Below are 6,740 nucleotides of genomic sequence, written 5' to 3' on the forward strand. Positions count from 1 at the left end.
GCCAGCGGCGTGGCCAACCCGATGGCCGCCACCATGGCCGCGGGCATGGTGCCGCCGCTGGGCATCGCGCTGGCGTGCTGGGTGTTCCGCAGCCGCTTCAGCGCCGAGGAGCGCGAGGCCTCCAAGGCCGTCGCCGTGCTGGGCCTGGCCTTCATCACCGAAGGCGCCATCCCGTTCGTCGCGCGCGATCCCCTGCGGGTGATCCCCGCCTGCATGGCCGGTGCGGCCGTGGCGGGCGGCCTGTCGATGATGTGGAACATCGGCCTGCAGGCGCCGCACGGCGGCGTGTTCGTGCTGGCCATTCCGAACGCGGTCAACCACGTGGTGCTGTACGCGCTGGCGATCGCGGCCGGCACGGGGGTGACGGCGCTGGCGCTGGGGGTGCTCAAGCGGCGGGTGGCGGTGGCGTAGCGCCCTCGGCGAAAGGGGCGGCACTGCCCGTTCTGCGTTCTGTTTTCCTAGCCCATGGCCAGCTGCCGCCGCCCCTGTTCCTTGGCGGCATACAGCGCCGCGTCCGCGCGGGCCATGAGCTCGGCCAGGTCCTCTTCGCCGCCGTGCCACAGCGCCGCGCCGGCGCTGTAGTCGATGGGAAACCCCAGGGCCTGGGCGCTTTCGGCCTGCAGGCGTTCGCGCAGGCGCTGGTCGAAGCGTTGCGCCTCTTCCTGCTGCGCATGCAGCAGGAGCACGCCGAATTCCTCGCCGCCGAACCGGCACACGGTGTCATGCGGCCCGGCCATGGACTGGGCGAGCCGGGCGAACCAGGCCAGGGCGCGGTCGCCGGCTTCGTGGCCGTAGGCGTCATTGATGCGTTTGAAGTGGTCCAGGTCCAGCAGCAGGGCGGCCAGGGACAGGCGCTGGCGCGCGGCGCGCTGTCGCAGGGCCTGGCCGTGCGATTCGAAGCCGCGGCGGTTGAGCAGGCCGGTGAGCGGATCGGTCATGGCCAGGGTGCGCAATTGCTGCTCGGCCTCGTCCCGCCACGCGACCAGCACCGCCACTGTGCCCAGCACGAGGGTGACGTTGGCGGCCACGGCCGCGGCGATGTTGACGGGGTGCGGCGTGCGGAAGCTGGGGTAGGCGTCGGTGAAGGCGCCCAGCACGCCGCGCGCGGCGGTGAACGCGGCCATCGTGGCCAGGCAGCCCATGAGCAGCAAGCGCCAGCGCCGGTCCACCGAGTGCGCTGGATGGGCCGGGTAGAGCGTGGCGCGCGCCACGGCCAGCAGCAGCGTGGCCAGCAGCAGGTTGGCCCAGCCGACGCGAAACGCGTAGTGCGAAAACCCCAGGGTGTAGCCCAGCGGGATCGCCACCACCAGCGCCTGCACCAGGCGCCGCCCGGGCCGGGGCCCCAGCCAGATCGCCAGGGCCTCGAAGAGGGCCCATTGGGCCAGGGAATTGGCGGCCATGGACAGGGTGGACAGGGTCTGGTCCCACGCGTAGGAGGACGCGATGATGGCCGCCCAGGCCAGGCCCTGCAGCAGCAGGCTGGCCTGCACCCAGCGCGCGGCGGTGCCCGCGCGCGGCCCATGATCAGCGGCAGGGCCGCGGAGAGCATGCACAGGTTGGTGGCCGTGATGGCCATCAGGGTGACGAAATCCAGCCGCATCAATCCCTGGTGGCGGCGCCCACCCGGTGCGTCACTGGAAGGCCACCTCGGCGAAGCTGCGCAGCTTGCGGCTGTGCAGGCGGCTCACGCCCCCGGCCCGCAGGATGTCGATGGCGCGCATGCCGATGCGCAGATGCTGGTCCACGCGCTCGCGGTAGAAATGGTTGGCCATGCCGGGCAGCTTGATCTCGCCGTGCAGGGGCTTGTCGCTCACGCACAGCAGGGTGCCGTAGGGCACGCGGAAGCGAAAGCCGTTGGCGGCGATTGTTGCGCTCTCCATGTCCAGCGCGACGGCGCGGCTCTGGCTGAACCGGCGCTGGGGCATGTTGTCGGGCAGCAGCTCCCAGTTGCGGTTGTCGGTGCTGGCCACGGTGCCGGTGCGCATGATGCGTTTCAGGTCGGCGTCCTCGATCTGCGTGACGTCGGCGACGGCCTGCTGCAGCGCCATCTGGATCTCGGCGAGCGCGGGAATGGGCACCCACAGCGGAAGCTCTTCGTCGAGCACGTGGTCTTCGCGCACATAGGCGTGGGCCAGCACGTAGTCGCCCAGCTGCTGGCTGTTGCGCAGGCCCGCGCAGTGGCCCAGCATCATCCAGGCGTGCGGGCGCAGCACGGCGATGTGGTCGGTGATGGTCTTGGCATTGGACGGCCCCACGCCGATGTTGACCATGGTGATGCCGCTCTTGTCCGCCCGCATGAGGTGGTAGGCCGGCATCTGCGGCAGCCGCGGCGGGGCCACGCCCAGCTCGTCGCCCGGCTGGGCCGGCAGGCCGGTGCGGCGGGTGACGACGTTGCCCGGTTCGATGAAGGCGACGTACTCGCTGTCCGGCTTGGCCATTTCGGCATGGCCCAGGCGCACGAATTCGTCGATGTAGAACTGGTAGTTGGTGAACAGCACGAAGTTCTGGAACCACTCGGGCGCGGTGCCGGTGTAGTGGCGCAGCCGGTGCAGCGAGTAGTCCACCCGCGGCGCGGTGAACAGCGACAGGGGCTGGGCCTCGCCGGGGCGGGGCGCCCAGGTGCCGTTGGCGATGCCGTCGTCCATGGCCTCCAGGTCGGGCAGGTCGAACACGTCGCGCATGAGCATGCGGCGCTGGGCGGTCAGCGTGCCCTCGATGTGGTCGTGCTCGGCGAACGAGAAGTGGATGGGGATGGGCTGGCTGCTGATGCCCACCTCCAGCTCGATGTTGTGGCTGTTGCGCAGCAGGCGGAACTGCTCGGCGTAGTAGTTGGCGAACAGGTCGGGCCGGGTGAGGGTGGTTTCATACCGCCCCGGGCCTTCCACGAAGCCGTAGGCCAGCTGGGTGGCGGCGCGGGCCACGGTGGTGGTCTGCACCCGCACGAAGGGGTAGAAGGCCCGCACGTGGCTGGCAGGGGTCTCTCCGGCGACGAAGCGCTGCATGGCATCGCGCAGGTGCCCGATCTGCTGCTGGTAGATGCGCTGCACCTGCGACAGCGCCTCGGCGGGATCGGTATGAAGGGTGGGCTCGGTGAAGTCGGGGATCTGGGCCATGGCCCCTATTGTCCACGGGCGCGCGGGTCTGCCCGATGACGGGCCCGCTATCTTTTTTTCAGCAGCCACTCGCGCGTCTGGCGCGGGTCCATGGGCGGCGAGATCAGGTAGCCCTGCGCCAGATGGCAGCCCAGGGCGCGCAGCAGGTCGCGCTGGGCATCGGTTTCCACCCCCTCCGCCACGGTCTGGATCTGCAGGCTGCGGCCCATCTGGACGATGGCGGTGACGATGGCCACGTCGTCTTCGTTGGCGGGCGTGTCCGAGACGAAGGAGCGGTCGATCTTGAGCTTGTCGATCGGGTAGCGCTTGAGGTAGGCGAGCGACGAGTAGCCGGTGCCGAAGTCGTCGATGGACACGCGCACGCCCAGCGCCTTGAGCGCTTCCAGCGTGTGGCGCACCTGGTCGGCATCGTGCATGAGCACGGATTCGGTGAGCTCGATCTCCAGAAAGCGCGGTGCCAGGCCCGTCTGGCGCAGCACGCCCGCGATCTCGCCGGCCACGTCGCGCTGGCGGAATTCGAGCGCCGAGAGATTGACCGCCACCGGCACCTGCGGCAGGCCCTCGTCGTGCCAGGCCCGGATCTGCCGGCAGGCCTCGACCAGCACCCAGCGGCCGATGGGCGTGATGAGCCCGCGCGCCTCGGCGAAGGCGATGAAGTCGATGGGCCCCACCAGGTCGCGCTCGGGGTGGCGCCAGCGCACCAGCGCCTCGAAGCCCACGAGCGCACCGTCGTCCAGGCGCACCTGCGGCTGGTAGTGCAGCACGAACGCGCCGTGCAGGATGGCGTCGCGCAGCAGGCGTTCGTGCTGCAGCACGCCGGTGGAGGGCGTCTCCATGCCCGGGGCGTAGGCCTGGCGGTTGGCGCGGCCGCTGTCCTTGGCCTGCTGCATGGCGGCGTCGGCCCGGCGCACCAGCTCGGCGGCGGTGTCGCCGTCGTCGGGGTACATGCTCACCCCGATGGAGACCGACACCGACAGCGGTGTGCCGTCGGCATGGAACACGGCGCACACGTCGGCCAGCAGCTGGTCGGCCACCGCCAGGGCGGAGGGCCGGTCCTGCGCGTCGCGCAGCACCACGACGAACTCGTCGCCACCCACGCGCGCCACGATGTCCACCGAGCGCACGCCCTGCACGAGCCGGCGGGCCACCTCGCACAGCAGCATGTCGCCGGCCTCGTGGCCCAGCGAGTCGTTCACCGTCTTGAAATGGTCCATGTCGATGAACAGCACGGCGGCGGCCTGCGGCGTGCGCTGTGCGGCCTCGATCACGGCGGTGAGCCGCTCCATGAGCGTGGTGCGGTTGGGCAATTGCGTGAGCGCATCGTGCCGCGCCAGGAAGGCCTCGCGCTCCTGGGCCTGGCGGCGCGCGGTGATGTCGCGAAGCACCGCGATGCGGTAGTCCGATCCCTTCCAGGGCATGGTCTTGCCGACGATCTCCACGGGAACGGCATGGCCGTCCTGGTGCAGCACCGTGACTTCGTAGGGCTCTTCGCGGCCCTCGCGCACATAGGCCTCGGTGACGGGGCGGAACTCCTCGCTCACGAAATCGAGCATGCGCCGGCCGCGCCCCTCGGCCAGGGAGTAGCCCATCAGCCGCGTGAGCGCTTCGTTGAAGTCGGTGACCAGGCCTTCGCGGTGGAACACGATGGCCTCTTCGGTGGCCTGCGAGAACTTGCGCATGCGCTCTTCGCTCTCGCGCACCGCGCGTTCGGCCTCCCAGTGGTGGGTGATGTCGTTGATGAGCACGAAGGCGCCCATCAGTCCCAGCTTGGGGTGCAGGTGGGGAATGAGGTTGACCTCGATCATGCGCGGCGGCCCGCTACGCACCCGCTGCTTGCGCGTGTATTGCACGCGCTCGCCCCGCAGCACCTGCTGGATCTGGGGCTGGATCGAGGCCCAGGCGCTGTCGCCGATGGCTTCCTGCACCGTCTTGCCCAGGATCGCCTCCACCGTGTGGCCGGTGGATTCGGCGTAGCCCTGATTGGCAAAAACACAACGCAGGGTGGACGATTCGAAGTAGGCCAGCAGCGCCGGAACGGAGTCGGCCAGCAGCCGCAGCAGGGAACTGCTGCAGTGGGGGTCCTGGGAAGGACCGTCCGCTCGGCTTGATGTGTCTGGCATGTCCCACCCTTGTATCTCGAAGTTTTATAGCCGATCGGGGCGCCGCTGGCGAGGGGTGCAAGCCCTTGCCCGCCTCGCGTCGGCCGGGCCCCGGGATAATCCGGGGATGACTTCTTCCGTTTCCGGCGCTGGCGCCGAGTTCTCCTCCCTGGCGCTGCACCCCGCGACCCTGTCCAACCTGCAGCAGCTGGGCTACACCCGCATGACCCCGATCCAGGCCGCGAGCCTGCCCGTGGCCCTGCTGGGCCGCGACCTGATCGCCCAGGCCAGCACCGGCAGCGGCAAGACGGCGGCCTTCGCCCTGGCGCTGCTGGCCAACCTCAATGCGCGCCGCTTCGCGGTGCAGGCCCTGGTGCTGTGCCCCACGCGCGAGCTGGCCGACCAGGTGGCCACCGAGGTGCGGCGCCTGGCCCGCGCGCAGGAGAACATCAAGGTGGTCACCCTGTGCGGCGGCGTGCCGCTGCGCGGGCAGATCGCCAGCCTGGAGCACGGCGCGCACATCGTGGTGGGCACGCCCGGGCGGGTGATGGACCACCTGGAGCGCGCCACGCTCGATCTGCAGGCGCTCAACACCCTGGTGCTCGACGAGGCCGACCGCATGCTGGACATGGGCTTTTTCGACGACATCGCCAAGGTCGCGCGCCAGTGCCCGGCCGAGCGCCAGACGCTGCTGTTTTCCGCCACCTACCCCGAGGGCATCGAGCGCCTGGCGCGCCAGTTCATGAAGGAGCCGCAGCGCATCACGGTACAGGCCCAGCATGGTTCGGCCAAGATCGCGCAGCGCTGGTACGAGGTGAAGGAAAGCGAGCGCCTGCACGCCGTGTCGCAGCTGCTGAACCACTTCCGGCCCGAATCGGCCATCGCCTTTTGCAACACCAAGCAGCAGTGCCGCGACCTGGTGGGCGTGCTGCAGGCGCAGGGCTTTCACGCGCTGGCCCTCTATGGCGAGCTGGAGCAGCGCGAGCGCGACCAGGTGCTGGTGCAGTTCGCCAACCGCAGCTGCTCGGTGCTGGTGGCCACCGACGTGGCCGCGCGCGGCCTGGACATCGCCCAGTTGCAGGCGGTGATCAACGTGGACGTGACCCCCGATCCCGAGATCCATGTGCACCGCATCGGCCGCACCGGCCGCGCGGACGCCGACGGCCTCGCCTTGAGCCTGGCCAGCCTGCCCGAGATGGGCAGCGTGGGCAAGATCGAGCAGCTGCAGGGCCGCGAGTCGGAATGGCACCCGCTGTCCGAGCTGACCGCCGCTCCCGGCGGGCCATTGCTACCGCCCATGGCCACCATCCAGATCATCGGCGGGCGCAAGGAAAAGATCCGCGCGGGCGACGTGCTGGGCGCGCTCACCGGCGAGATGGGCTTTGCGCGCGAGCAGGTGGGCAAGATCAACGTGAACGATTTTTCCACCTACGTGGCGGTGGAACGGGGCATTGCCCAGGACGTGGTGCGGCGCCTGGCGGCCGGCCGGGTCAAGGGCAAGCTTGTGAAGGCACGGCTGGTGGATGGC

General features: G+C 70.1%; 5 protein-coding genes. 2 read left to right on the forward strand and 3 right to left on the reverse strand.

The genetic code is table 11. The features are described from left to right. Positions 1-411, forward strand: a 411-nt coding sequence (locus AC27IO_RS18375; protein WP_498740066.1) for a fructose-specific PTS transporter subunit EIIC, incomplete at its 5' end; no start/stop codon positions are given. Positions 412-458: 47 nt separating this feature from the next. Here the strand turns inward: AC27IO_RS18375 and AC27IO_RS18380 are convergent. From AC27IO_RS18380 to AC27IO_RS18390, 3 genes are all read right to left on the reverse strand, one after another. Then, complete coding sequence (locus tag AC27IO_RS18380; protein ID WP_498740068.1) at positions 459-1,553, reverse strand: GGDEF domain-containing protein; 1,095 nt, start codon at positions 1,551-1,553, stop codon at positions 459-461. A 78-nt stretch (positions 1,554-1,631) separates the two neighbouring features. Continuing rightward, positions 1,632-3,113, reverse strand: a complete 1,482-nt coding sequence (locus tag AC27IO_RS18385) for an AMP nucleosidase (RefSeq protein ID WP_284392916.1) — start codon at positions 3,111-3,113, stop codon at positions 1,632-1,634. Between the two features lie 47 nt (positions 3,114-3,160). Then, on the reverse strand, positions 3,161-5,233 hold the full coding sequence (locus AC27IO_RS18390; protein WP_498740070.1) for a putative bifunctional diguanylate cyclase/phosphodiesterase: 2,073 nt from the start codon (positions 5,231-5,233) through the stop codon (positions 3,161-3,163). Between the two features lie 106 nt (positions 5,234-5,339). On the opposite strand from AC27IO_RS18390, the gene dbpA reads away from it, so the two are divergent. Further along, positions 5,340-6,740: ATP-dependent RNA helicase DbpA (gene dbpA, locus AC27IO_RS18395; protein WP_498740071.1), on the forward strand; the 1,401-nt coding region annotated here is incomplete at its 3' end.

Source organism: Acidovorax sp. KNOB132 (assembly GCF_057541515.1).

Bases quoted from the DNA above. Each gene is read 5' to 3' on its own strand.
- AC27IO_RS18385 (WP_284392916.1), bottom strand. From the start codon at position 3,113: ATGGCCCAGATCCCCGACTTCACCGAGCCCACCCTTCATACCGATCCC.
- AC27IO_RS18390 (WP_498740070.1), bottom strand. From the start codon at position 5,233: ATGCCAGACACATCAAGCCGAGCGGACGGTCCTTCCCAGGACCCCCAC.